This is a genomic window from Affinundibacterium flavidum (genome assembly GCF_014284175.1).
In the GTDB taxonomy this organism is placed as follows: domain Bacteria; phylum Pseudomonadota; class Gammaproteobacteria; order Burkholderiales; family Burkholderiaceae_D; genus Undibacterium; species Undibacterium flavidum.
Map to the genome: position 1 here is coordinate 21,533 of NZ_JACOGA010000022.1, position 26,401 is coordinate 47,933.

Sequence of the window (26,401 nt, forward strand, 5' to 3'; positions counted from 1 at the left end):
AATGCAAAACGTCAATGCAATACGTCAACGCAATACGCCCGATCAGAAAACGTGATTCTATTCGTTCACGCTTGTTTCCGCTTGTTTCTGCCTATTTCCGCTTGTTCAGCTTGAAGTCAGGCGAAAAAAAATCCGCCAGTCTGACGGATTTTTTTGGCTAAGTCAGCGACTCAGCTTACTTCTTTTTCACCGGTGCGGCAGGTACGATCGCAGGTGCAGCGCCATTTTTTTCTTTATACACTTTATCGACCAACCAATCCATCACCACCAGGCCAGCATGCGATCCATCGCGCACTTTTGCTTTGGCAAACAAGTCGGCTGGAGAAACCATAAAGCGGCCGTCGATTGCAACCGTAGGAACGCCATTAATTTTGTAATCGTTCATCAATTGCGCAGCACGATTAACTTTGGATTGAATCGAAAATGAACCGTAGATGTCAGTAAATTTTTTCTTATCCAAACCTACTTTTTCTACATACTTAAAAACTTCTGCATCGGTCGATAGGCGGTTGCGGTCAATATGGTAAGCATTAAAAGTTTTTAACTGGTAGTCATCCACTTTACCCATGGCTTCTAAAGTGAAATACAGCTTTTGTTGCGTGACCAATTCGTGAAAATTCACATGTACGCGTTTGACCACAATACGATCACCTTGTTTCTTAATCCAAGCTTCAAAATAAGGCTCAAAAGCATTACATGCCGGACAGAAGAAACCAAAGAACTCTGTGATCTCTACTTTCTTACCAGAATCCGTAGGCTGAGCACGATCCAGCACTGTGTATTCCTGACCCAAACGCGGTTCTTGCGCCACTGCAGACAGCGACAAAGTCAGAGAGATAGCAGCGACACCGGCTAATACTACGCGATGAAATAAGCGACGAAATAAATGCATGGTTTCCTCTTAAGTTTACAATTCAAATTAATTCACGAGTGACGAATTCAGTAACGGATTTAGTGGCGAATTAGCGGCACTTACTTAGCCGATCGTACCACCGCGGTCTCGACACTATTCTCAGACAACTTTGCACGCATTTTGTTCATTCCATCAAAGCTATCAAATGGACCGACCCGCACTCTGTGCAAAACACCACTATCGCTGGCCTTATCACTGACATTCGCTTCTATACCTATCATCGCCAATTTCGCACGAGCGCTTTCGGCATCAGCCACTTCTTTAAACGCACCGATTTGCAAGAAATAAATGTACTTATCGTCGGCAACGTCCGGTTTAGATGCTGCACTCACCGGGGTGGCTGGCGTTGCAGCAACTGCCGCGGGTGCAGCAGCATTAACTGCGGCACTCAAAGCATCTGCTGGTTTAGCACTTTCTGCAGCCTTGGTTGCCGCAACTTCTTTCGCAGCCTGACTTACAGCATCTTTATTCCCATATAAAGGCTTGTTAGGATCCTGCATTTGCGTGACCGGTACGTCAGCTTTGTCGCTCTTACCGTTCTTATTAGTAAAAGGCGTCGAAGCTTTATTGATCACCAAGGCTACGACCACCGCGATACTCAAGCCAATTACTAATCCAATGATAATGCCAGTTAAAGTATTGCCTGACTGACGTCCAAATTTACTTGTATTTTTCTCAGTACTAAAACGCATATTTTCCCTAAGTTCTCAGGATGTCATGATGATACGGCCTTGATGATGCAGATGGGCTCTTACATCTGATTCGGTGCAGAAACACCGATCAAACTCAAGCCATTACGCAGTACCTGACGGGTTGCCAATATTAACGCTAAGCGCGCCAATTTGGTTGGCTCGTCGTCGACTAACACGCGTTCAGCATTGTAATAGCTATGCAATTCACCTGCCAAATCGCGCAAATAAAACGCGACTTGATGTGGACCGAGCTCCTCTAAAGCTTTTTCCAACATTTCTGGATATTCGGCGAGCTTTTGCAATAAGGACGCTTCACGAGGAGCAGTCAAAGGCGACAAATCGACTTCTTTCAATCCTGCTAAATCAGCTTCAGATTCACTGTATTGCGCCAACATGCGGCAGATACGCGCATGTGCGTAGTGCACGTAGTACACAGGATTTTCATCGGATTTGGCCAAAGCCACGTCAACGTCAAACACAAATTCGGTATCTGCTTTACGTGAGATCAGGAAAAAACGCACCGCATCACGACCTTTTTGCACATCGCCGCCGCCTGACCATTCAATCAAATCGCGTACCGTTACATACGAACCCGCACGTTTCGAAATCTTTACCTCTTCACCGTCTTTCATCACGGTGACCATTTTATGCAAAACGTAATCAGGATAGCCTTGCGGTATGCCTTGATTAACCGCTTGCAGACCGGCACGCACGCGAGCAATTGTGCCGTGATGGTCGCTACCTTGTACATTAATTGCCTGGCTATAACCACGTTGCCATTTGACGATGTGATACGCAACGTCAGGTACAAAATAGGTGTAGGTGCCATCCGACTTTTTCATCACGCGATCTTTGTCATCGCCATATTCAGTCGTGCGCAACCACAAAGCACCATCTTGCTCATACGTCTTACCAGCTTCGATCAAAGCCGCCACCGCTGCTTCAACTTTACCGTCGGAGTACAGCGAAGATTCAAGATAATAATTATCAAACTTCACGCCGAAAGCTAGCAAGTCGATATCTTGTTCATTACGCAGATAAGTGACACTAAATTGACGGATGGAATCGACGTCATTGACATCGCCACTAGCGGTCACTGGAGCACCGTTGCTCGCGGCAACCGTTTTCTTGGCTAAGAAATCTTGCGCGATCTCAGCGATGTATTCGCCGTTATAAGCGGATTCTGGCCACTCTGCATCACCAGGCTTAAAACCTTTAGCACGTGCTTGTACTGACAACGCCAGATTACCAATCTGCACACCCGCATCGTTGTAATAAAATTCGCGCGTCACCTGGAAACTTTGCGCTTCCAACAGCGCAGACAGGGCATCACCAAGTGCGCCTTGACGGCCATGGCCTACATGCAAAGGGCCGGTTGGATTTGCAGACACAAATTCAACGATCACTTTCTTACCCGTGCCCTTAGTGCCTTTACCAAATTCATTTTGTTGCTGCAGGATGGTTTTCACAACAGCTTGTTTCGCAGCGGCAGTAACACGCAAATTAATAAAGCCTGGCCCTGCTAATTCTGCGCTGGCGATCAAAGGATTATTCTGCGCCAACAAAGCATCCACGATGGCCTGTGCCAATTCGCGTGGATTTTTTTTCAAAGGCTTAGCAATTTGCATCGCGATATTGCAAGCGATATCACCGTGCGAAGGATCGCGTGGGCGCTCAAGCGCAATCGTCGGATGAAGTTCAGTACCTGCAAGTATCGGCGCGACTGCGCTCTTGATGGCTTCGAGTATGTCTAGTTTTTGCTGAGCTAACATGATATTTAAATAGTATTTTTGCTGCGCGTGAAGATCACGAGACACACAAATATTTGAGAAAAATTAACACTCATTATAACCTTTGTATACGACCTAATTTACTGCAAACCAAATCAGGCCGAATAAAAAGCTCGAGATATGGGAAGTATCCGCATCCTGAGCTAGATGGCAAACTAGCATTCTTGTGCAAATCAATCGTAATTTTCTGCGCAGAAGCGTCTACAGCGCGCGAGTGAACGTGTAGAATGAGGCGCTTTTCCTCTTACTTGGATTGCACATGTGGTTTAAGAATTTACAAGTTTTCCGTCTTCCTGCACCTTGGAAAGTCGATGTTGAACAATTGAATATGCAATTGGCATCGCAATCATTTTCCAATACTGGTTCCGGCGATATGCAAAGCGAAGGCTGGGCTCCGCCTCGCAATGATGAGCGCTTGGTACATAGCGTCAATCAGCAATTATTATTGCTATTACAAACCGAAAAAAAATTATTGCCGTCCTCAGTCGTAAATCAGGTCACGAAAGCGCGCGCCAAGGAACTGGAAGAACAGCAAGGTTTCGCACCGGGTCGCAAAGCGATGAAGGACTTAAAAGAACGAGTCACGGATGAATTGTTACCCCGCGCATTTTCTATCACACGTCAAACTTGGGTCTGGATTGACCCAGTAAATGGCTGGTTAGTAATCGACAGTTCCAGTCCAAGCAAGGCTGATGAAGTTATCAAATTGCTGTTGAAGTGCGACAAAATTCCTATGGAAAGCTTACGCACCAAGGTCTCGCCGCAAACAGCTATGACAGATTGGTTAGCGGGTAATGAAGCGCCTAAGGGCTTCACCATAGATCAAGACACTGAACTCCGCGCGCACACCGAAGACAAAGCAACTGTGCGCTATGTGCGCCATTCAATTGACCCCGACGACGTGCAGCGCCACATCGCCGCAGGCAAACAATGTACGAAATTGGCGATGACTTGGGATGACAAAATTTCTTTCGTACTTTCTGAAAATCTGGCGATCAAGCGCATCAAGCCTTTGGATATTTTGAATGAAGATAAGGATCAGCGCACTGCAGACGAGAATGAACGCTTCGACGCTGATTTCTTGTTGATGGCTTCTGAATTGGCGAAGATGTTAGACGATATTGTGTATTCACTAGGTGGTCAATTGGCCGATCCTTTGGCTGCATAAAACGAGACTTGTTTGAAATATCAACAAGCAATAAATAATATGCAATAAAAAAAATGCCAGCAGATGCTGGCATTTTTTTATCTTGTACAAATTTAGCGGAAGCAGATTTATCTTTTGCTAGCACACGAACCATGCCATGAGCTTTTTACTGGGGCAACACCAGCACTGACTTTTAATTAGACGAAAAAAAACGCGCCTTAGCGCGTTTTTTCTTACAACTTGGCGGAGCGGACGGGGCTCGAACCCGCGACCCCCGGCGTGACAGGCCGGTATTCTAACCAACTGAACTACCACTCCGTTTTAGAAAGGTATCTGTACCTTGCAGCTATTTGATGGTGGGTGCTGAGAGGCTCGAACTCCCGACCTACGCCTTGTAAGGGCGCCGCTCTACCAACTGAGCTAAGCACCCATATACTACTTGCTTAGTTCAAATAACCGCTTTGCTGTGTCATCAGCAACGACAGAAACAAGATTATAGGCACATTTCTGAAATCTGTCTAGGGGGTCTTCACATTTTTCTCAAAAACCTGCTGAAGGTGCTGATTGAGATGCTATCTAAGACGCCTGTGGTCCCTGAACAATAGCAATTTCGACCATGCCTTGTTTAATCGCTGCGGAGAAGTCTCTTTCGAGCTCGGGCAATGCCTGCTCATACGGAACCAATAAACTCAATAAGCCGTAGGCGCGATTGCGACCATTAACTTTACCCATATACAAAGCCATATCTGCCAACTGCATCGCCTTTTCCCAATTACACGCGGATTCCGGTATGCCTGAGAATGGCAGGGAGATATAACCCGCGCTCACAGTTACCGGAATCACATTATTTCCTACGATAACAGGCGTCGAGCCTATCGCTTTTAAAACGCGATCGACCAATGGCATTAACAAAGATGGCTGTGTCTTCGGTGCAAAAATCAAAAATTCTTCACCGCCCCAACGTAAGGTCATATCAGTATCACGAACGGCACTGCGCAAACGTTTTGCCACTTCTATCAAGACCGCATCTCCGGCTGAATGCCCCCAAGTGTCGTTGATATGCTTGAAATGATCGATATCCATAATCATCAAACAATCGGGACTATCGCCATCGGACTCACGCCGCTCAGGTTCCACATCTTCCGCTCGGACTTTCATCAATTCCAAGAATGAACGTCGGTTATGCAAACCTGTCAGAGGGTCGCGCACGGAATGAAATTCTAGTTGCTGATTAACTTCTTCCAAACGCTCGTTCGTTTGCTTCACTTTGCGGTACAACATATAAATAAAGATACCGCCCATGATCGTTAAGATCGCGCCCAACAGCGTAATGATTTGTTGCAGGCGACTATTCTTAATGTCGGCATCTTTGATTTGATTTTCACGCGCCAGCAATTCAATTTGCTTCTTGCGCTGATCCGCATCAAATTGCTCCTGTAAAGCAGCGACAGTTTTTGAGCGATCTGCACGAAATAATTCGTTGCTGATCTTTTGTTGCTCTCGGGTGTATTCCAAGGCTTCTTTGTACATCTTTGCATGCTCATACATGCGACTGATCTCACCAACTGTTGCCTCCACGTCGGCCTTGTCGCCCTGTTCACGTGAATGCTCGAGCACAGGGATCAAATACTCCATCGCCTGCGCAATTTTTCCTTGCCCACCGAGTGCAAATCCTATGTTCGCTTTGGCATTATAAATAGACGGGTCATCTTGAATAAATTCGGCTTTTTTCAAAGCTTGACGCGCGACATTTTCGGCGCGCACAAAATTGTGCGTACGCAAGTGCAGATCGGCGATATTGCTCAAAATGAGCGCTTCCATTTTCGGCAAATTCGCTTCTTGTGCGGCTTTCAGTGCTCGCTCATAGGACACCAGCGCCTCTGGATAACGCTTGAGATCACCGAGCGCCATTGCTTGATTCTGGCGCAAAGTGGCGATGATGCGCGGCGAATCAACTTCTGCAACCAAAGCCAAAGCGTCATTTGTGACGATTAGAGTTTGCTCTGGGTTTTGCATAGTCAAATACAGGCTGGCAAGCGTTGCCAACCGTCGAATTTTTAACAAAGACTTCCGCTGTGTTAACTGATCTGTCAGACGTAAGGCTTCTAAATGATGGCTCAGAGCTTGCTCGAATTTGCTCGCAGCGTGATACACCACGCCATAGGCAATTTCAAGTCGCATCAAATTTTCAGGTCGGCTTGAACCTTTGAGCACTGAAGCAATTTCATCCAGCTTTGCAATGGCTGCGTCAAATTTACCGACTTCAAGTAACTTATACGCTTGATCGACTTGTGACAGAACAACGGTTTCCCGGTCATCGTTAGCCTTCGCCAATTTCACTATTTCAGCACGGCTTTTTTCACTCGCAGGAATATCACCTGAGTCAAAATACGCAGCCGAAAGCTCTCTTAGCGTATCGATCTTTACCTGATAGTCCGTTTCGGCATTAAATTGCGAGTAAAACTGCTTTAGTTGTACTAGCGCGGCTTGGTTGTCTTTTTCTGAAAGTAATTGTATTGACTCCAGGCGCGCCATATCCGCCTTAACATCGGCATACGCAGCACATGAAATTCCTATTGAGCAAGCAAGAACAAGCGAGGGTAATAAATGATTACGCGGGAATGCCATAGGTATGCCTTAAATCAATGAATAGGTAGGAATTTATTCAGTTACTAGATGAAGGTACGGCGCATAAAACCACATGAAAGTTTCTTTATCTTAACATTGTTTTTGGGCAAAGAAAGAATTAAAGCCCTCAGTTAATACAACACTAGTTTGATACTTGTACAGCTTGTGCTGGCAAATAAATTTTTGACATGGGGACTGCGCTTTCCATCACGATACGCAATGCCAAATCAGGTGCAATCAAGTCTTTACTAGCATATAAAATTTCTTGAATTGCTACACCAAATGCAATCGGCCAATCGCTTGGATTCTTACAAAAACTTTGCGCCAAAGGAAATAATCGTGGCCACAAAAAAATCACATAATTTAAGGGCGTTTCTTTCGCTTGATGCGCACTATCGATTCTAGGCACACCAAAATTTGTACCGCCCAAAGTATCTGTCACATGTTTGAAAATTTCGTGCAGGTCTATCAGTTGCTGTAAGCCGAGTTTTTGTGTTGCCCCGGAGGCCAATGACCAGATTGAATAGCGACTTTCTGCCAAGGGGCGATTGAGCAAGTCACCGAAATAGTATGTCGTGTCATTTTGTTTACTGTGCACGACGATAAAAACTTCTTTTTCGGGGCGCTTTAATTGCACAACATAAGCTTCCCTCACACTGATCTGACAAGCGTAACCAGCTAATGCGCCGAGCGCGCTCAATAGAGATTCTAAATGTATGCCTTTCTCGGTCGACATTGCCAAAAACAATTTGGAAGCGATTTCTTTACCAGCTCTCTTCACTGGCAACAATGGATCCGAAGAAGCATCTCCATTCTCAGGCGAAGCTGAAATTGGTGCGATGGGCAGCGTGCTCAGGGCATGCTTGGCGGGCGAAGCGGTGCTGGGAAAAATCTTACTCAACAATTTATTGAACACCAGTGCTCCCGCTAACGTAGACTCAGGTCAGATACTTTGATTTTATTTGGCGCAAGGTCGCGGGTATTTCCAGAATTATTTTAGCGACGATGTCCACTAAAAATCACATGCAATTCGCATGAAAGTCTGCGCTCTATTTGCAGGCTTGATTTTACCTGATATGAGTACCAGCTCAAATTTAGCGGTCTATTTCCGTTGCATTTTTGTGCACCAATGTGCACTGATGTCCACGGATCTACTCGACAACCTGACTGCACCAAGCTTTTCAGGGATGAAGTCAAAAACCTGCTTAAGCGGTTTCTTTAAAAGCCCACAATTTACTTCCCGCAAAGTTCCAGCACAGCACCAATCCTGTGGTAAATACTTGTGCATACCAATGCCAGATACCCCATTGATCGACTAAGAGCTTCATCAAGCCCAAATTAATTCCCCAGCCAATGGCCAACACACTAAAGTATTTACTTGCCGCCTCTACATGCGATTTGCCACTGCCAAAGGTGAAGAAGTAATTGAGTATATAGTTGACCACGGAGCCCAATAGATAACCGATGGCAGAACCAGTCACAGCCGGTGATTGTTGCAGAACCGAGGCTTGCAACATGACCGCGACTTGTATGCTGAGATATTGCACTGCGGTTCCAGATAAACCAACTGCGGCGAACCGTAAGAATTGACCTAATGCGATTTTATTCATCAAAATGACTTAATAAAGTTGGCAGATTGCATTATACCTGCGAGGTAGGCGAGATATGACAGGTCAGCGGAAGATGCAAAGATCTGTATTATGCAGCATCACCATACGGTAAAATGCGGCAGTTCGCCACAGTGGCAAACATCAATCAGGAACGACCATGAGCGTAGAAGAACGATTAGTAGATTTAGAAATTCGCTTGAGCCGACAAGATGACTTAGTCGACACCTTAAACACCCAAGTATACCGACAACAGAAGAAAATTGACGAGCTAGAGAAGCTTTGTCTGGCGCTGGCGAATCGTTTACGTGAGGTGGCGGTCAGCGTCAATCAAAGGCAGACACCTGTCGATGAGCGTCCGCCGCATTATTGATCTCAGATTGCGCATATCAGGATCAAACTATCCAGGCCCCGTCTTCATACACAATTTGCTCACCCAAGCGCACTGATTCAGTGACGGCAAAAACATCCACATGGTATTTACCATCGCCACGTTTAAAATTCGGTTTGCCGTAAATACCATGTTTTGCGCCCAATGATAAATGGATGCCGCACATGCGTTCGTAGGTGCCGATATCGCTAACCGTGCGTTCACGATTAAAACTGCGGTTAAGGCCAAAACCCAGTTCGCGTACCCATACCACTTGTTCATCAGCTTTGATCTTAGCGATCACTTCATCAAATTCTGGCGTCGAATCCACCACATCGACGACTTGCCCGCGCTCTATGATCAAAGTAATCGGTTGCGCTGGTTTATTCACCGAAAAAGAAGTGTCGCCAAAAACAAAAATCCGCACTTTGCCATTCACCGCTTCCAGATCTTTAGCCTCGGTAAACACTTCGCCAATGGGGAATTGGCCACCCCAATTTTTCATCTCGCTGTAATCGCCAATATTCAATTTTGCATCTTCAAATGGGCTGGCAAATACCAATTCAGCACCACCACTATCCACTACGCCGTACGGTGCCTGGTCTATCAAACGCTTCAAACCACGACCAACACCGCGATAATAATTTTCATCGTAGGCCAGAGAATCAATATAAATCAATGCCTGCTCGCCTGGCATACGACCTAAATGCGGATGCTCGATAACTTTGAGATCGCGCTTAAATAATTCTACCCGCACCCGATAAGCGTCCATACGGAAATTGGTTGTCTGCACCAACACGACCAGATCACCTGCTTGCAAAGCATTCAAACAAGCCATAATTTGCTCCGGCGCTTGCAGATCGAAATCGATCATTTCTGCATCCGGCAAACATTGACGATACGCATCGGTAAGCGCCATTGATAAGTCACACCGCAAGTCATACACCACCACCGCCTTATGTTCTGCGCTGTGCGAAAAGCAATTTTTCACCACGCCGCTCAGATGTTGGGCTGCAGTGGCGATAGCACTGTCTGGTAAGGCGCGTATTGGCGTTGGTGGCGCAGGTGACGTCGCTAAGTCTAAGGTGTTGGCGGGATTCATCATGAGTTAAGAGCGAAATCTGTTACTAGACAGATTACTAAGTCGATTAGTAGGCAGACTAATAAGTAGATTAAAAAAATGGAGGCTGGGTCGCCCAAGCCTCCATTTTATAGGATCGCGCTGCCTCAACGGCAAAATATCATGCGATCAGGATTTTTTCGCGCCAGGTGGTGGTGTCAATCCACCCTCAGGAATACGGCTACGCATGCGTTCTTGTCTATCATCTCGCAGACGCTCTTGGTCACGCTCTTGCAAACGATGTTGCATACGCATTTTCATTGCGCCATGCATACGTGCATGACTTTCATCAAAAATCTTTTGCTGCTCGGGTGTTAAAACAGCGTAGAAAGTTTTCAAGGCATCGAGGTGTTGTTGCATGCGTGCTAAACGGTCTTTCGCGCGCTCTAACATTTTTTCCATTCTGACTGGCGTTGACATTGTCATCATGGCCTTATGTTCGGCTTGTCTATCTGGCATTGCGGCATGGTGCGGCTGAGTTGCCTCAGTAAATGTTTTCCATGCTGGCTCTTGTTGTGCGGTTAATTTCAATTTGTCATGCAATTGAGCGCGATGTTTTTCCATACCGGCTTGCATTCGTTCGTGCATTTTTTCCATGTTTTTGCCATGTTCCATTGGTGCAGTAGAAGCGGCTACGGCAGCTGTCGCAGTTGTCGCGCTAGGAGCTGATTTGCTTGTCTGCGCATACACACCAGCACTGGTAAGCAGACAGCTTGCGGCCAAACCAACGAAGAACTTATTTTTTAAAGATTTCATGATAGCGTTTCCTTTTTCTTGGGGAGATATCGTTAATACATTAAACCGGCTAACTAACTCAATTTTCTAACTCAATATTTGAAGATTGGATAAATTTGCTATGTGCCAGGCACTCAGTATTGCGCACATGAACTACATATTGCACTCAACTTGTGATCCACAAGTGTCAATCTGTACAGACTATGTATCTCCATGTAACTGTAGTAGATAAAGTCGGCGCGCATGTTTCAGTTTGTTTCAATTGCGTCGCTTGATAACAAGTCGATACAAATATCTCTCCTTAAACCCGTGCTTTGCTTTAACGCTTGATCGATAATATACCCATGGATACGCAAAACACACTTTTAATTGTTGACGATGACCGTGACATCCGCGGCTTGCTCGCGGACTATCTGGAAACCCACGGCTACACCACCTTAACTGCCGGAGATGGTGCTGGCATGTGGGCACATCTTGAGAAAAGCGCCATAGACTTAATCGTATTGGATCTCAATTTACCGGGGGAAGATGGTCTCAGTTTATGTCGCAATTTGCGTGCTAAATCATCCATGCCAGTGATTATGTTAACGGCTCGCAGTGAACCCTTAGATCGCATACTCGGTTTAGAAATGGGTGCGGATGATTACTTACCGAAACCATTTGAACCGCGCGAATTACTCGCCAGAATACGGAGTGTATTGCGTCGCACACAAGCAAATGGCGAAGTGCATGACGGACATAAGCCGCAAAAACTCAAATTTGGTGACTGGACTCTGGATCTGGTAGCGCGCCATTTAATTAGCCCAGACAATCGAGTGATCGCTCTTTCAGGCTCTGAATACAGATTACTGAATATTTTTCTGGATCAACCAAACACCGTACTCAACCGCGACCAGTTGCTCAACATGACGCAAGGGCGCGATGCCGATCCCTTTGATCGCTCTATCGATATTCAGATCAGCCGCCTGCGCCAAAAACTTGGCGAGGATGCGCGCTCGCCACAAATCATCAAAACTGTGCGCAATGGTGGTTATGTACTGACGGTCAACGTCAATCCTGAAAATTAAATCATGTTTAAACGCTTCGACACCATTTCTGCACGCATTTTTTCTGTGCTTTTGTTCGGCATTTTGAGTTCTGCCGCGCTCACAGGCTGGCTCGCGTTTGGCGAACGCCAGCACAGTATCAGTAATGAGCGCAGTTCTTATCGTGCTGATCGCGCCAAACATGCAGAACAATTGATTCATGCCATCGATGCTTTGCCTGCGGCGAATCGCGAAGGCTTACTCAAAGCCATTCATCGCTTTGGCTTAAAAGTGGTGGCCGTACCAAGCAATGTCCCCAATTACCAAGCAAGCACACCTTACGGCATTGCATTGAGTGAACGTCTAAGCAAGTCTTTCAAAATCATTCCATTACCGCCTGCGCCAGAAAACTGCCTGATGCGCCCCGATGATCGCGGCGCCGTTGAAGCTTGTGAAGCGCTCATCTTTGTTTTAAGCGATGGCTCTGGCTTGCATCAAACTATCTTTCCCGCACGACCACCGACCAACCCGGTTCAAACCGAAACCTACTATTACCTCGCCCTCTTTCTTGCCTGCATCGCTGGACTCGCGCTATTTGTATCGCGCATGACGATACGTCCACTACAGCAATTAGCACAAGCGGCAGCCGATTTAGGGCACGACATCAATCGCCCTGCTTTAGCAGAAAGCGGCCCGAAAGAAATCCGTCAGGCGGTCTCGGCATTCAATTTTATGCAGTTGCGGATACGTGATCATATTCAGCAAAGAACACAAATGCTGGCAGCCATCACACACGACTTGCAAACACCACTGACACGCCTGCGTTTGCGGCTGGAAAAAGTGCGCGAACCCGAGCTGCACGACAAGCTAGTTGGTGACTTATCGAATATGCAGTTGATGGTGAAAGAAGGCTTGGATCTGGCGCGCAGTATGGATAGCAACGAAAGCCTGCAAGCTCTCGATATTGATTCTCTACTCGACAGTATTTGTGTGGACGCAAGTGATGCAGGACATGATGTTGCGCTGGTCGACAAATCTAAAATCACGGTAATGGCACGTCCGCAAGCTTTGCGCCGTTGCCTGAACAATCTCGTGGACAACGCCATTAAATACGGACAACGGGCTCGCATACATTTGGTTCAAAGCACTGAAGCCAAGCAAAAATGGCTGCATATTTGTGTGCGCGACGGTGGGAGCGGCATTCCACCAGACCAGCAAGAACGCGTATTTGAACCCTTCTACCGAATAGAAAGTTCACGCTCACGCGAAACGGGTGGAACGGGTTTAGGTTTAACCATCGCTATGAATATTGCACGCCAACATAACGGAAAATTAAGTCTGACGAATTTGCCAGAAGGCGGCTTGGAAGTGCGCCTGAGCTTGCCGGTAAAAAACTAAATTAGATGAAGCCAAACCAGCCTATTAATGCACCCGCCACTAACAGCCAGAGCAAATGCAATTGCGTACGCCACACCACAATTGCCGAGAGCGCAGTGACCAAATAAATCGCCCAAGGTCTGAGCGTGTTCGATGGACCACTTGCCATAATCCAACCTGTCGCAATCAGCAAACCAATCACGATAGGTGCCATGCCTAATTTAAAGCTACGCACTAAAATCAACTCGCGATTTTTATGACTCCAGTTGGCAAAACTGAAGGTCAAGGTCGCGCTCGGCAAAATGATTCCCAACATGGCAATAACTACGCCCATCAGACCCGCCCACCAACTTCCAGTGTTTGCTCCTACATGCCAGCCCATCAAGGCCACAAACAACACATTCGGGCCGGGAGCGGCCTGCGCTATCGCGACTGAAGCATTGAATTGTGCATCACTCATCCAATGTTGCTGGTTCACCAAATAGCGGTGCATATCTGGCAAGGTCGACACTGCGCCGCCCACGGACAAGAGAGATAACAACATGAAATGCAGAAAGAATTGTAGCCAATCGAGCCAGCTTAATATCAGGATAGGCGTTGGCATTAAGTACGCTCAGCGACACGTTTCAGTTGCCGATACACTAGCGCCATCGACACACTACCGAGCAGCAGCAAGACATACACAAGTGGAATCCTCAATACCGCAATTGCCACCAAGGTGAGCAGTGTAATAACCGCAGCCCCAGGCAAACCCAAAGGATGTGTGCGCAACACCGGCAATAGACGTAAACCACTGGCGATAATCATGCCCGCCGCCACCGCACTCATACCGCGTAGTGCACCCGCCACACCAGGATGGTGCGCGACTTGCGCATACAAGATCACCGCGAGCAACAGTACGATCAAGGGAAAACACAACATGCCAGCCAAGGCACTTAGTGCGCCAGCCAAACCAAAAAAACGATTACCGATGATCATCGCCAGATTCACGACATTCGGACCAGGCATGACTTGCGCTACCGCCCACTCCTCGACGAATTCCGCACGCGTCATCCATTGTTTTTTATCGACCAATTCGCGTTGCACGATGGCGACGACGCCACCAAAACCTTGCATGGCCAAAATTGTAAATGACCAAAATAAATCGGCTACAGAGCGCGGTTGAGGCTTGGCAGCAAGCGGATCTATTTCAGGCATAGTCATCTTCAAATTGTCCACGGCCAAGCAAGGAATGAAATCGTAAGTACAGGCGCTCAGGCGAAAAATCTACACGCCTTTGTGGTGTTGTCGAATACGTGCGCGCCATTCGCCTATCGCAGCTAATGCCGCCTGGAATTCACGCTCAATTAAATCTGCTTCCAGCGTGGTAATAACACGATCCATCATCGCTTCAGAAACCGCCTCTGCCGCATTGCCAACTTGGCTCATTACGCGACAAACCGTTTGCGATAAATCGTCATCCGTAAATTCTTGCGGCTCAGGTACAACAAAACCTGCCATGCCGTGCCGCGCCAACATCGCGTGCAATGGCAACAGCGCATCTTTCACGCCAGCCTCATCACACAGACTGATGATCACCGAGGTTTCTTCAAACGACGGGTAATGCGTTTCTATGCCCGGTGCCAGTTTATTGCGCAAGACATTCACAGACATTTGCATGCGCGCAGCTAATGCGTCTAAGCCGCCGGGGTAGGCCCGCGCAACTTTGTACAGAGCATCATGTTGATTCATATCAGAATAGCGGCGTGTCATAATTTAGATCTTTCGGAATGGCTTAGAGCGATTGACGTGAGACAGACAATCGCGGATTACGATTACTAAAAATTCTCGCTGGAAATACTCACCAGCGGCTCAGGCAAAGTGCCCAAGAAAAATACGAGGAAACAAGCAAAACAAGATCTAGCATTGTACCGAATCAATGTCGAAATAACTACAATATCGATCATAAGCCCGAGCGCTGACTTCCTAGATGTGCCGAAGTGTGCCTAAGTGTTCCTAATTGGGTGAGTGGCGCAATCGTTCACCAAGCAAACGCAACCAACGCTCACTTCCCGCGCCATCGCTCAGCACTAAGGCAAAATCCGTCACCGTACGTGCTGCACGCTCTAATAATTGAATATCAGCCTCGTGTTGGCGGGCTACGTGCGGATCTTCCAAAAATACGATGCGACGGATTTTTTTCTCTAAGACTAATTCCGCAATCTGCGCATCACCGCCCATAGGTCCAGACAAAAATGGCTGCACCCAATTGCGACCAGCCTGTTCCCCTTTGATTTTTTGTGCCAACTGATTCAAGAGTGACCCAGTGGTACCAGTCGCATAACGATGCGCGAATTGATCGAGCAATGAGAAATGCTGCTCGGCGATCTGCAACATGTTTTGCTTCAAGGCGTCATGCGCAATTAATGCAATACTTTCCTGCCCCAAATTGATCCCCAATTGCGCACTAAAATGCGTCACAGAGCCTTGCGCCAGAGCTTCTAACTCCAACCACTCACAAGCAGCTGCTAAGGTCGACAAGAATGGCTTGCGATGAATCACGCATTGACGCTTGAGCGCCAGCGCTTCGGGAAAAATCGAGGAGTGATCGACAGGGTCAATCAAGTAAATTACGGCGTCCACCGAATTCTGCGGATCACTGTTCACCACATGCGCGACCAGTTTCATTAAACCACCATCGCGACCATAAGGAAAGCGCACATGCGGCTGGCACAAATCGGCTACGCCATGAGTATGAATCGCATCTAAAGTGCGCCCGACCACGATCCACTCTATATTCAAAGCTTGTATTGACTTCGTGGCCCTTTGAAATAATTGTACCAAGGCAGAATCATGCGCATCCTGATGGGCGCGATTCGCAATTAAACCTATGCGCAAACGTCTTTGCGTGGGAGTTGTCAGAGCCTTATTCATCAATAATTTTTCACGAAAAAAAATACTACAAACGTTCTATAAGCGTTCAACTATATGTCGATTGAATTCTTCACACCAATTCAGCAAGTCTTGCCCTGGCATAGGTTTCGCAAAATAAAATCCCTGAATTTCGTCGCAGCCCATCAGACGCAAGGTATTCAAAGTCGATTCTTGTTCAACACCTTCTGCCACGACGGACAAGCCAAAATTATGCGCCAGGCCGATAATACTTTGCACAATTTGCTTATCCTGCTTGGAGCTGATCATGCCCTGTACAAACACTCTATCAATCTTCAATTCATCGATAGGGAAGCGGCGCAAATAGGCGAGTGAAGAATACCCAGTTCCGAAGTCATCGATCGATAAACGAAAGCCTAAATTCTTCAACTCAAATAGTAAGGCCGTCGTGTGTTCGATATCATGAATAAAAGCGCTCTCGGTCACCTCTAGGCCAATCGCAGAAGCGGGAATATTCCAGACATTGAGCAAACGTTCCAATATTTTGGGTAACTGTTCAAGAGCCAGCAAGCGTGCGGATAAATTGATCCAGACCACGACATGCAAACCCATGCTTTCCCAACTGGCGGCTTCTTGCAAAACTTTATTAAAGACTTGTATCGTCAACTGCTCAATCAAGCCATATTGTTCTGCCGTATCGATCAGTAAATTCGTTGCGACGCTTTGCGCATGATCTGCTGGCCAACGTACCAAAGCTTCGACAGACTTAATGCTTTTTGAGCGCAGATCGACTTTCGGTTGATAGCGCATTTCCAGCGCATTGTCGTCCAGCACCATCTTGATTGCTTTTGGTAAATCATCTGGGCTACTTCTTTGATCGCGCTGCACACTCGCCAGTTCAAATCGCAAATTGTTTAACTGCGCATTCTTCTGCGCCTGATCAGCGATGCGCAATAGATCTGCAGCCTTGCTGGCGTGCAGCGGAGCGCACGCGATGCCGATACTCGGATGAAAGAAAATCGTGTGTGCTTCGATTTTCAAAGGAGCACTTAAGGCATTCAATAAACGATGCCCCGCCAGAACTGCCAAGGCTTCAGACGACAACTGCGGCAAAATAAACCAACATTCATTATCGGTCGCAAACACAAATCGATCTTTTGCACGCAAACTAGGATGCAAATTTTCACAGAAGTGCGTCTGTACGATGTGCGCATACTGAGAATTCAGGAGCGCTTGCAGGCGATCGCTACGTTGCAGCGACAAGACTAGCACGGCGACCATTTGTTGCTCATTCGCGGCCTGAATTTCCGTATCGAGCATCGTCATAAACGCATCTAGCGATGGCAGCAATGCTTGTGTTTGTCGATTCGTCATGCGATTCCTTCTCCTAGATACTACTGGATACTACTGGATACTTTTGTGCTTACGATGCTTTATAAAAATCATGGCAAACCAAACCATAGGCGCCGTCCGGAAGGCCACGCAAAATACTAATGCGTTCGGTGTCGTCGACCAAATCTTGCCGCATCAAATCAAACATCATGGGTTTTTCTAACAGACTCTTATCTGCCTTTGTTAAGACCAAGACTTTAGGATCTAACCTGCGCACTTTATTGTGCTCTAATACGATTGCCACTTCACCTGTGGTTAATTGAATCAAGCTTCCGACTGGAAAGATACCGATCGCCTGCACAAACTCTTCTACCAGTGGGGCATGTAATTGCCCATCTGCCATGCGAAATAATTCTTTCATCGCATCAAACGAAGAGCGTGTTTCCCCATAAGAACGCGCAGAAGTCATGGCCGCAAAACTATCTGCAATTGCCGCCATTCTTCCGAAAATACTAATTTCAGCGCCCACTAAACCACGTGGATATCCGCTGCCGTCCATCCTTTCATGGTGCTGGTCGATTCCCAATTTCACGTTCACGCTTAAAGGCGCTTGCGCTTCCAATAAGTTGATGCTGGCATTCACATGTGTCTGAATGATTTCCGCCTCGGCTGGCGATAATTTGCTAGGTTTTTCCAACAAGGATTCAGGCATTTCTAATTTGCCGATATCAAGTAATAAACCAATAAATCCAAGTTCAATTAACTGCTGTTTAGAAAAACCAATATGTCTGCCTAAACTCAACATATACACCGACACCTTCAAGGCGTGCGACACCACTTTCATATTCTCTGAACGCATGCGTAGCAGCCACATCATCGCCGACGGATTCGAGATCACACTATCGGCCAATAACTGCACGGTTGGCAGAACCTCTTTCAATTCCAAGGACTGCATATTGCGCAAATCTTGATGCAATTTATCGATCAAAGCATCGGCTTTTTCGGCAACATCACGCGCACGGACTAGCTCTTCGGTCATTGCCACCTGATCACGATAAGTCACCAGATGAATTTCTTCAGGGATGTATTCTGGTCGCCGTAATTTATTCTTCGCGTGTTTTGGACGATTCCAGAGTGAGCGATGTAAGTGTCGCCCCTGCTCGCTCCACCGTAACCAGCGCTCCCACCAATTCAAACCAGCATTATTCGCGTCGCGCGGCTCCATGCCTTGCATCATCGCAGCGAATTGTCGGTTCGCACCTGTGTGTGTGCGACTCAAGCTATGGGCAACAGTCTCGTCCTCTTTATGCAGCGCAGCTTGTTCAAAGCGAGCGAATTCGGGCGGCGCGTGCGGCGTTGCTTTATTTTTATGGTGATGCAAAGCCTTTTTGGGATGTTGATGTTGGACGTGATGTGGGTGATGGCGCAAGCGATGCGTCGTTGCATAGTCTGACTTAGTGAATTTTCTATGCAACCAACCAACAACTCTATCGACTTGACTTTGCTGCTCATCGATTTCGACTCTATGCGCTAAGGCATTGCGGGGATTGGTCGCACCGACTTGCTTGAGCTCATACAGGCTATCAAAAGGTAAATGAACTAAGGCATGTTCGTTACTGCGGCGCGGGTCAATCACAAGTTCTTTCACCAAGCCTTGCAATGTTTGTAAATCAAGAGCTTCGCTAAGCAAAAAACCCTGAAGCATAAACGGCGTTTGCGCCCAAGGCCTATCCAAATCAGTAATGAACATTCCTAAACGCAAATCATCAATTCGGATGCGGAGTGCTTCACATAATTGATGCGTCTTATAGGCCACGAGCTAATCACTTTTTAAAATTAAATAAATCCGACGCAACAGCAAATGCTATGGTTTTTGCGTATAGCCCTAATCATAACGACTTTATGTATTCAGGCGAACGATAGATAAAAAAAAACCCGCAAATTGCGGGTTTTTTCCTACATAAATACTTAATTTATTTTGATTCCGCTTTTTCATCCAAAGCTGGCAAGACCTGAACTTGTAATCGACTCAACTTGTCAGCGCCACGATACAAACGATGATTGGCTTTTATGAAATCACTATCCTTTGCGTTATAGATATTATCGACATACTTTTGCGGATTGCGATCAATGAAAGGGAACCAGGATGATTGCACTTGAATCATGATGCGATGACCACGCTGGAAGGTATGCATGACATCATTGATTGCAAATTTCACTTGATGCACTTGATTCGGTACCATCGCCTTTGGGTGCTCAAAACTATCGCGGAAACGGGCGCGGAATGGCTCACCGCGGACTAAGGTTTGCTGCGCACCACGATTCGGTTCACCGACAGCGTTATCCATTTTATTCGGATTCACGTCAATCAACTTCACCACAAAATCGGCATCACTACCGGTTGTACTGACAAACAGCAATGCTTCTAGCGGTCCGGCGAATGTCACGTCACGTTCCAACACCTCGGTTTGATACGTCAATACATCGGGGCGGCTGCCAGCAAATCGCTGATCCATCGCGACATATTGATTACTCCAGCGATTGCCAATTTCAGTCGTGTAAGGCACAGGCTTGGCTGGATCGCTGACATATTCATCAAAGCTTAGCGCGCTATCCTTAGGCACATCAAAACTTAACTTACTATCCGCTTGAAAATACAAAGACTTCGTTTGCGTATTGGCTGGTGGCCAGCTATCAAAACCGCGCCAACGATTGGCACCCGTTTCAAAAACCCAAGCCTCTGGCAAAGCAGGTTTGTCGCCAGCTTTTAAGTGGTGTTTAAAGAATGCAAACTCGATTGGTTGATAGGTATAAGCGGTCTTGAAGCCAAAATTGGTATCACCAATTTTTTCACCTGTGGTATTCGTCCAACCACCATGTACCCAAGGTCCAATCACCAGCGTATTGCTGATACCCGGGTTATTTTTTTCTATAGCTTTATAAGTTTGCAATGGGCCATAAAGATCTTCAGTGTCATACCAACCACCCACTGTCATCACCGCCGCTTTAATATTTTTCAAATGCGGCAATAAATTTTTTGCCTGCCAATAGCTATCGTAATTTGGATGCTCCATCAATTCATTCCAGAATGGGATATCGCCTTTGAAGTGCTTGGCGTTCGCATTCGCCAACGATCCCAATTCCAAGAAAAATTGATAGGCATCGGGTACGCCCCAATCGAATCCTCTGTCGTTATTGACATCGGTGGGAACTGGTCGTGGTTTTCCGAATCCACTAAAAAAACTAAACGCCAGTTGTACATTGAATGCACCATTTCTATGCATGTCGTCACCACGGAACCAATCCGCAATTGGCGCTTGTGGCGATACTGCTTTTAATGCCGGATGCGAGTCAATCGCACCAGCGGAAGTATAAAAGCCGGGATAGGAGATTCCCCACTGCCCTACTTTGCCATTGTTCGCAGGGAGGTTCTTGATCATCCAATCGATACTGTCGTAAGTATCACTGCTTTCATCCACATCGCTCTTGCTCATCTTTTTGCTGATGTGCGGGCGCATGTTCACAAACTCACCTTCGGACATATTCTTGCCACGCACATCTTGAAACGCGAAAATGAAGCCTTCTTTTTCATATTCCGAAGTAGGGCCGAGGCGGGTCTTGTATTTATCGGTACTGTAAGGGGCGACCGTGTATGGGGTTCGCACTAGCAATATCGGATAACGCTTATTTGCGCTGGCATCATTTGGAACGTACACCGAAGTAAATAGTAATTTTCCGTCACGAGCGGGAATACGATATTCGAATTTCGTGTAATGCTTGCGTATGTACTCAGCTCGCTCCGCCGCACTTTCTTTTTCATCCAAAGTGGCATTGGCATTTGTTGCAGCGGCTGTCGCTGCGCTTGCAGACAAGCTGAGGCTGCTAAGACCCAGAAAACCGCACAATAAGGCGGCGAATAAATTGCTAGCGATACGACATTTCATATAACAAATCTTTCATTGGAAAATGTACAGCAAAAAGTTTGACACGTAGTAAAGCAACTGAACGAGCTGATCCTAGTCTGACCATACATTAGTCAATTTAGTTCAGGCTATCAGTCCAGACTTTTCGTGACAACCGTGAACAGTGGCTAATCTCAAGTCGCGGCAGCTATTCCAATTTAAAGTCTGGCAAGTCGGCTTCAATCTGTACGACGGAGTTGCGTCCCTGTTGTCGCGCCTGTTGCAAAGCTTGGTTCGCACGTTCCAACACTTTTTCCGTGTTATCACCAGCGGCATTGGTTGTTAATCCAGTGCAAAAATTGACTAGTAAATCGTCTGCGATATCGTTCCACGCATAAGCATCCAAACATGCTTTCAAACGATTGATCGCAATAAGACTCTGGTCTAGCCAGGTAGTTGGCATCACAATCGCAAATTCGGTCGCGGCATATCGCCCAAATGAATCCAAGCTACGTAATACCTGCGAGGACTCTGCGGTTAATACTTGCAAAATGCGCTTGGTTACATCTTGCCCATGGCGCTCCATGATTTCTGGCAAATCATCGACGCCAATCAACGCCACAGTAAAAGTGTGCCCAGTACGCTGTGAGCGCTGTAACTCTCCGTCTAAACGCTCAATCAAGGTATGTCGGGTCAAGGCACCTGTAAGGTGATCATGTGTGACTAAAGTTTGCAACTGTGCCATGACGGCTTCTAACTTTGGCACGACATCATCGCGATTATTGCCTTCTTTGATGTGTGCTATTGCCTCCAGCAATTGTTGCTGAGCAAAGGGGATGGTCTGCTTAGTATTTCTTGGCATGGGTAGAGTGTTCAATAAAGAGTGAATCAGCCATCAAGGTAAAAATACCACCATATTTCAGCATGGCAATAGGGCTTGCAATAAGCTTACAATAGCTACTTTAGAGCTGTTCAGCAAGCCTGTATGAATTTTCTGTCGCATTCCTCGCCCTTACAAAATATCCAAAGCCCCTTGTTTCCAGGCATAGACCTCTGGGTCAAACGCGACGACTTGTTGCAACCGCAGGTTTCTGGAAATAAGTTTCGCAAACTCAAACATACACTGTTAGCGGCAGACCCTAGGCTAACGACATTGGTATCTATGGGCGGCGCTTGGTCAAATCACTTACATGCATTGGCACATGCGGGTCACATCTTGGGTTTTCGCACCATCGGTCTGGTACGAGGCATCCCTGGAGAGGCACAAGCACTGACCGCGACACTGGAAGACTGTCGCCAGTTAGGAATGGAATTGCATTTTGTCTCGCGCGCCGATTATCGTGAATTGCGCGATCAGATAGATCATTGGCGTCTATGGGTGCCACCAGAAAGCAACAACTATTTGTGGCTGCCAGAAGGCGGTAGCAGTGTTGAAGCGGTGCGAGGTATGGCGGAATTGGTCGATGAAGTCAGGCATGAACTTGGCGAGCACCCCAGCAACATGATCGTGGCCTGCGGTACTGGCACAAGTTTAGCTGGCATTGTCGCGGGAATGCAAGACCGAGGTCGCGTGATTGGGATCGCTGCAGTACAAAATAGCCAATATTTACGGGCGCAGATTCAAGAATTATTGGTACGTGCCGAACATCCCGCCTACGACAATTTCGATATTTTGCATGAGTTCACGCACGGTGGCTTCGCCAAAACCTCTCCCCAACTGCTGGCGTTTTGCGATAGATTTTTTGCAGATACACATATTCCAGTTGAACCGATTTATACTGGAAAAATGTTTTATGCATTGCATCAGCTATGCCATGCTGGAAAATTTTCCGCTGGGGAGCGTGTGGTAGCCGTACACACAGGCGGTTTACAAGGAAACCGCGGATTCCTTCAGTCTTAATTCAGAATCGATGCAATTAAAGGTGGATTTTGGCTAGTCTTAGCAGAACCTAAAAACGATGTTCATCGACCAAATGTTTATTAAAACTATACTTACTCCCACCTTGTAAGATATCCACTAATTTGCGCGGATTCGCGGCCGAAATAAAGACATCCGCAACGCCATCTTTCACTCGAAATTTTGTGGCTGGGCTCAAAATGCAATTGGGTTTTAGCATGATATGCCGGATTATTTTAGCTTTTTCGCTGCACAGCAGAAAATGATTTTCCTTACGAAAATTTGCCAAGGGAATATTTAACCACCATCCCTCATCGCTGACATAGCGCACCAATTGAGAAAATTGCGTATTGCCTTCGTTAAGTGCATTGGCTCGTAAGGATTCATTCGCGATTTGTATAGCTTCAGCTTTATTCATAACTCGTTTCCCAAATAAAAAAGGGCGAATCATTCGCCCTTTTTGCTATGACATGGTCAGTTTATTTTCCCCAATAGGAAAGATATTTTGCACGGAAATCACTGGATGGATCAAACACATCTTTTGGTCCACCATCGTAAGTGATGTTCTGCAAAGTGACCAAGTGCAAGGGTGTATGATAACCGCTAGGTGCAACTTTGGACATAGCACGATTCAACTCGTCTACCAATTGCCAGCCGTGTAAGAGCAAAGGTTCAGGCACAGTACCAATTTGTATATCACTTTTACGAATTCGCTTGAAGGCAGTAGGAGAACCATCACCAGCAGAAATTCCACGCAATTTGTTGCCCGCGATCAGTTGCTCAATCTCTGGTTTATCCAACATATCAAAATAGACATCGTTGACTGCAATGATATGGGTCCATTTAGAACCATGGCGCTTAACCAAACCCTCAATGACGCTAGGGAATTTCTTACGCGCATCGACCAATGGCAAATCTTCTGTACTCAAAATACGGCAAGCTTCACATTGACGTAATACTTCCACAATCGCACCAGACTTGGTTGCCATATACGGTGTTGATGTATCGGTAAAAACGACGATGCCCGCTTTATTGCTGGCTTCAGCAGCTCCGAACAGGGCTGCAATTTGCGCTGCATCTTTTGGATCGGTCGTGATATTAGTGAACAAGCCCGGCACTGCACCAGCTTTAAAGCTCGCATGCCAACCAACGACTGGTACTTTTGCGTCAGCCGCTGCAGTTAAACCTTTGGCTTGACTTGCTGCATCGACACCAGCTAATACGATACCTTGCGGCTTCATATCCAAAGCTTGCTTGACGACACCCGCGCCTTGATTACATTGTCCGCGGCAGTCCAAAGGAAGAACCTGCCAGCCTGTTCCGACCGCTGCTTCTTTCATGCCATTAAAGACACCATAAGTACCCGCATCACTCATATCGTGCGCGATAAATATGATCTTTTTATCTTTTAGAATTTGTGGCCCTGAAGTAGGGCCGTCCCATTTTGATTTGAGTGCTGAGGCTTTCGCCACTTTGGCATTAGCCGCACTCGTAAACTGCATGGAATTTTGTTGAGCTTGTGCTCCGGAGAATACGCAAGACACAAACAACATGACAAGTAAGCTTTTACTGTGGAAAGTAGTCATAAATCCAGATCAATCAGGGTGAACGATAAATCGCATAATTTCAGTTTCAATTTTAAATTGCTTACATGAAATTTCGCAAACGCTCAAAGATTATCGCAGAACGACCACAAGCGCAATTGTGTCAACAAAAGTCAACACGCTTATGTGGCAAAAGTGTGTTTTTAAGGCACTAGAGTGCCGCTGGAGATCATACGCTGAGAAAACATCGCCCGATCTGCACTGATTGGGGTTGAGAAATTGGGACAGTTTTAACACAGAAAAATAGCCCGTCGGGGTCACCTCAAGAAGGTACGGGCTATTTTTAATCCACAAAATGTCAGCTCAAGACTTAGGAACAGAACTGACCACGGCTGGGTTGGTGGGATTGGTAGGATTGGTGGTACTTGTCGCAGGCGCAGGCACTGTCGTCGGTGTCTTAGACACGGCTTCTGATGCCGGTTCGGGCACCGCATGCGCCCGGACAATCACAACACCGACCATACTCAAGACGAGGCCAAAGCTAAGTAAGACTGCACCAAATTTTAATAAAGATTTCATTTCTATCTCCAACTATATTCATCAATAAGGGTGTGGCACGCTGTAGCGACTGATTGCGCAGCTAATTTAGTAACTAAGCCTGCGCTGGCGAGCTGCGAACGGTGGCGCGAATCAGACTCAGATTCCACATGAAATACTTGCCGAAACCAACAACGGTCAACCGTGTCATCCAGATACACAACAACAGCAAGGCTGTACCACCTATTAACAAACCTAAACCATAAAAAATATGTTTGCGTTGCATGTTATTTTTAATACTCAAGGTATTTGCATGGCGCTCCTGTACACTGAATTTATCAACGTCGCTTACGCCATTGTTGCCAACTCTGTGTCCGCCCTTATCTACCTCGACTCCGCTCTCACTCAAATTCACAGTAACCGCGCCTTCACGATGCTGCATTTGGGAGTAAATATGATTGCCGTGCAAACGCTGATGCTGGTGTGGCAACTTGAATTCCATTTGCGGCACGCCGGAAACACTCGCTGCAAAGACCACTATACCAGCACCATATACGATCAACGATCCGAGATAGGCTGCGAATAAGAATGCGCCATAAATAAACGCTGGAATCAACATAAAGAAATTAAATACCACTACACCTATCATTGCGACAAACAGGGTAAAAATATTGCCCGCGCTGAAGTCATTTTTTAGGTGCTGGAATCGCACATTCGCTCGATTCTGCGCTGCGACTAAACGCGGATTTGCTAATTTTTCTGCGATGCCTACTTCGGTCAATCCAGCCGCCGCACCATCGGTAAATTGTTTGTCGTAATAAGCCATCGTCTCAGCCACAACTGCTTCAGGCAAGCCTTGCAATTCTTGTTGCAAGGTATTCATGTATTCGGTCCTATTCATTTTTCTCTCCCTA

At 46.6% G+C, this 26,401-nt stretch carries 25 protein-coding genes and 2 tRNA genes; 5 read left to right on the plus strand and 22 right to left on the minus strand.

The window, feature by feature from the left end; translation table 11 throughout:
* Positions 1-175 precede the first annotated feature (175 nt).
* The 3 genes from H8K55_RS19080 to argS form a co-directional block, all read right to left on the minus strand.
* Entirely contained in the window at positions 176-892 is a 717-nt protein-coding gene (locus H8K55_RS19080) for a thiol:disulfide interchange protein DsbA/DsbL (protein ID WP_186943665.1), read from the minus strand.
* Positions 893-972: 80 nt separating this feature from the next.
* Positions 973-1,605 carry an SPOR domain-containing protein gene (locus H8K55_RS19085; RefSeq protein WP_186943666.1) on the minus strand — a complete coding sequence of 211 codons (633 nt, stop codon included), beginning with the start codon at positions 1,603-1,605 and terminating at the stop codon, positions 973-975.
* A 59-nt stretch (positions 1,606-1,664) separates the two neighbouring features.
* Entirely contained in the window at positions 1,665-3,377 is a 1,713-nt protein-coding gene (gene argS / locus H8K55_RS19090) for an arginine--tRNA ligase (protein WP_186943667.1), read from the minus strand.
* 277 nt (positions 3,378-3,654) lie between these two features.
* On the opposite strand from argS, the gene H8K55_RS19095 reads away from it, so the two are divergent.
* On the plus strand, positions 3,655-4,563 hold the full coding sequence (locus tag H8K55_RS19095; protein ID WP_186943668.1) for a recombination-associated protein RdgC: 909 nt from the start codon (positions 3,655-3,657) through the stop codon (positions 4,561-4,563).
* A 220-nt stretch (positions 4,564-4,783) separates the two neighbouring features.
* On the opposite strand, the gene H8K55_RS19100 is transcribed toward H8K55_RS19095, so the two are convergent.
* The 5 genes from H8K55_RS19100 to H8K55_RS19120 form a co-directional block, all read right to left on the minus strand.
* Positions 4,784-4,860: transfer RNA gene (locus H8K55_RS19100), tRNA-Asp, on the minus strand.
* Positions 4,861-4,896: 36 nt separating this feature from the next.
* Positions 4,897-4,972 (minus strand) — tRNA-Val (locus tag H8K55_RS19105).
* A gap of 146 nt (positions 4,973-5,118) precedes the next feature.
* Positions 5,119-7,170, minus strand: a complete 2,052-nt coding sequence (locus tag H8K55_RS19110) for a tetratricopeptide repeat-containing diguanylate cyclase (RefSeq protein WP_186943669.1) — start codon at positions 7,168-7,170, stop codon at positions 5,119-5,121.
* 142 nt (positions 7,171-7,312) lie between these two features.
* Positions 7,313-8,086 (minus strand): hypothetical protein, encoded by a 774-nt coding sequence (locus H8K55_RS19115; RefSeq protein ID WP_186943670.1) that lies wholly within the window; start codon positions 8,084-8,086, stop codon positions 7,313-7,315.
* Between the two features lie 289 nt (positions 8,087-8,375).
* Entirely contained in the window at positions 8,376-8,780 is a 405-nt protein-coding gene (locus H8K55_RS19120; RefSeq protein WP_186943671.1) for a GtrA family protein, read from the minus strand.
* Positions 8,781-8,937: 157 nt separating this feature from the next.
* Here H8K55_RS19120 and H8K55_RS19125 point away from each other — a divergent pair, with 157 nt between their 5' ends.
* Positions 8,938-9,150 (plus strand): SlyX family protein, encoded by a 213-nt coding sequence (locus tag H8K55_RS19125; RefSeq protein WP_186943672.1) that lies wholly within the window; start codon positions 8,938-8,940, stop codon positions 9,148-9,150.
* 22 nt (positions 9,151-9,172) lie between these two features.
* Here H8K55_RS19125 and H8K55_RS19130 read toward each other — a convergent pair whose 3' ends face one another.
* Both H8K55_RS19130 and H8K55_RS19135 read right to left on the minus strand, forming a co-directional pair.
* Positions 9,173-10,249 carry a M29 family metallopeptidase gene (locus tag H8K55_RS19130; protein ID WP_222612545.1) on the minus strand — a complete coding sequence of 359 codons (1,077 nt, stop codon included), beginning with the start codon at positions 10,247-10,249 and terminating at the stop codon, positions 9,173-9,175.
* Positions 10,250-10,396: 147 nt separating this feature from the next.
* Complete coding sequence (locus H8K55_RS19135) at positions 10,397-11,023, minus strand: Spy/CpxP family protein refolding chaperone (RefSeq protein ID WP_186943673.1); 627 nt, start codon at positions 11,021-11,023, stop codon at positions 10,397-10,399.
* A gap of 323 nt (positions 11,024-11,346) precedes the next feature.
* Between H8K55_RS19135 and H8K55_RS19140 the strand changes: the two genes are divergently transcribed.
* Both H8K55_RS19140 and H8K55_RS19145 read left to right on the plus strand, forming a co-directional pair.
* Positions 11,347-12,069: a response regulator gene (locus tag H8K55_RS19140; RefSeq protein WP_186943674.1), complete on the plus strand. Its 723-nt coding sequence runs from the start codon at positions 11,347-11,349 to the stop codon at positions 12,067-12,069.
* A gap of 3 nt (positions 12,070-12,072) precedes the next feature.
* Positions 12,073-13,425 carry an ATP-binding protein gene (locus H8K55_RS19145; protein WP_186943675.1) on the plus strand — a complete coding sequence of 451 codons (1,353 nt, stop codon included), beginning with the start codon at positions 12,073-12,075 and terminating at the stop codon, positions 13,423-13,425.
* A 1-nt stretch (position 13,426) separates the two neighbouring features.
* Here the strand turns inward: H8K55_RS19145 and H8K55_RS19150 are convergent, their stop codons facing one another.
* The 8 genes from H8K55_RS19150 to H8K55_RS19185 form a co-directional block, all read right to left on the minus strand.
* Positions 13,427-14,008, minus strand: a complete 582-nt coding sequence (locus H8K55_RS19150) for a chromate transporter (RefSeq protein ID WP_186943676.1) — start codon at positions 14,006-14,008, stop codon at positions 13,427-13,429.
* Complete coding sequence (locus H8K55_RS19155; RefSeq protein ID WP_230408720.1) at positions 14,008-14,601, minus strand: chromate transporter; 594 nt, start codon at positions 14,599-14,601, stop codon at positions 14,008-14,010. The genes H8K55_RS19150 and H8K55_RS19155 overlap by 1 nt, the downstream gene beginning before the upstream one ends.
* Positions 14,602-14,670: 69 nt before the next feature.
* The gene (locus tag H8K55_RS19160; RefSeq protein WP_230408721.1) at positions 14,671-15,135 is read right to left on the minus strand and encodes a phage regulatory CII family protein; all 465 of its coding nucleotides are present in this window, start codon (positions 15,133-15,135) and stop codon (positions 14,671-14,673) included.
* 264 nt (positions 15,136-15,399) lie between these two features.
* Positions 15,400-16,317, minus strand: a complete 918-nt coding sequence (locus H8K55_RS19165; RefSeq protein WP_186943679.1) for a methylglyoxal synthase — start codon at positions 16,315-16,317, stop codon at positions 15,400-15,402.
* A 36-nt stretch (positions 16,318-16,353) separates the two neighbouring features.
* Positions 16,354-17,649, minus strand: a complete 1,296-nt coding sequence (locus H8K55_RS19170; protein ID WP_186943680.1) for a bifunctional diguanylate cyclase/phosphodiesterase — start codon at positions 17,647-17,649, stop codon at positions 16,354-16,356.
* A gap of 49 nt (positions 17,650-17,698) precedes the next feature.
* Positions 17,699-19,423, minus strand: a complete 1,725-nt coding sequence (locus H8K55_RS22220) for an HD-GYP domain-containing protein (protein ID WP_186943681.1) — start codon at positions 19,421-19,423, stop codon at positions 17,699-17,701.
* A gap of 157 nt (positions 19,424-19,580) precedes the next feature.
* Positions 19,581-21,551, minus strand: a complete 1,971-nt coding sequence (locus H8K55_RS19180) for a CocE/NonD family hydrolase (protein WP_186943682.1) — start codon at positions 21,549-21,551, stop codon at positions 19,581-19,583.
* A 166-nt stretch (positions 21,552-21,717) separates the two neighbouring features.
* Positions 21,718-22,371 carry a GGDEF domain-containing protein gene (locus H8K55_RS19185; protein WP_186943683.1) on the minus strand — a complete coding sequence of 218 codons (654 nt, stop codon included), beginning with the start codon at positions 22,369-22,371 and terminating at the stop codon, positions 21,718-21,720.
* Between the two features lie 123 nt (positions 22,372-22,494).
* Between H8K55_RS19185 and H8K55_RS19190 the strand changes: the two genes are divergently transcribed.
* Positions 22,495-23,409, plus strand: coding sequence for a 1-aminocyclopropane-1-carboxylate deaminase/D-cysteine desulfhydrase (locus tag H8K55_RS19190; protein WP_186943684.1), 915 nt, complete (start codon positions 22,495-22,497; stop codon positions 23,407-23,409).
* 49 nt (positions 23,410-23,458) lie between these two features.
* Here the strand turns inward: H8K55_RS19190 and H8K55_RS19195 are convergent, their stop codons facing one another.
* The 4 genes from H8K55_RS19195 to H8K55_RS19210 all read right to left on the minus strand — a co-directional run bounded on the left by H8K55_RS19195 (position 23,459) and on the right by H8K55_RS19210 (position 26,388).
* Positions 23,459-23,824 carry a hypothetical protein gene (locus H8K55_RS19195; protein WP_186943685.1) on the minus strand — a complete coding sequence of 122 codons (366 nt, stop codon included), beginning with the start codon at positions 23,822-23,824 and terminating at the stop codon, positions 23,459-23,461.
* Positions 23,825-23,885: 61 nt separating this feature from the next.
* On the minus strand, positions 23,886-24,992 hold the full coding sequence (locus tag H8K55_RS19200) for a substrate-binding domain-containing protein (RefSeq protein ID WP_186943686.1): 1,107 nt from the start codon (positions 24,990-24,992) through the stop codon (positions 23,886-23,888).
* 321 nt (positions 24,993-25,313) lie between these two features.
* Positions 25,314-25,529, minus strand: a complete 216-nt coding sequence (locus H8K55_RS19205; protein WP_186943687.1) for a hypothetical protein — start codon at positions 25,527-25,529, stop codon at positions 25,314-25,316.
* Positions 25,530-25,602: 73 nt separating this feature from the next.
* Positions 25,603-26,388, minus strand: a complete 786-nt coding sequence (locus H8K55_RS19210) for a DUF1700 domain-containing protein (protein WP_186943688.1) — start codon at positions 26,386-26,388, stop codon at positions 25,603-25,605.
* Positions 26,389-26,401 lie beyond the last annotated feature (13 nt).